General features: G+C 39.9%; 1 protein-coding gene. It reads left to right on the forward strand.

Annotation, left to right across the window (positions count from 1 at the left end; genetic code table 11):
- A partial coding sequence (locus tag H5185_RS22460) for a glycogen/starch/alpha-glucan phosphorylase (RefSeq protein WP_182743366.1) occupies positions 1-376 on the forward strand: 376 nt, incomplete at its 5' end.
- Positions 377-451 lie beyond the last annotated feature (75 nt).

Consider the following 451-nt stretch of genomic DNA (forward strand, 5'->3'; position numbering starts at 1 on the left):
TGGCGCCAATATTGAGATGCTGGAAGAGGTGGGTGATGATAATTTCTTCTTATTTGGTTTAGATGCTAACCAAGTCGCTCAAGCGCGGATAAATTATCAACCGCAACACATTGTTGAGCATTCAACAGCCCTTAATGGGGTCATGAGTATGCTAAAAAGTGGCCATTTTAATTTGGTCGAACCGGGTATTTTTAACGACATTATCGCTTCAATAATTGATCCTAATGATCAGTGGATGACCGCTGCTGATTTTGACAGTTATTGTTTAGCACAAGAGCAGGTCGCTAAGACGTATCTTGATCAAGATAGCTGGCAAAAAATAAGTATTCGAAATACTGCCACCAATAAACAAACATTAATCTACGATTTACGTTAATTACAGCGTCGCTGCACTTTCCTTGTATTACTTTTTCATCCATATTTCATCGCGGTAGCCCGCTATGGTGTTGTC

This window comes from Shewanella sp. SG44-6, assembly GCF_014164185.1.
Classification (GTDB): Bacteria; Pseudomonadota; Gammaproteobacteria; order Enterobacterales; family Shewanellaceae; genus Shewanella; species Shewanella vesiculosa.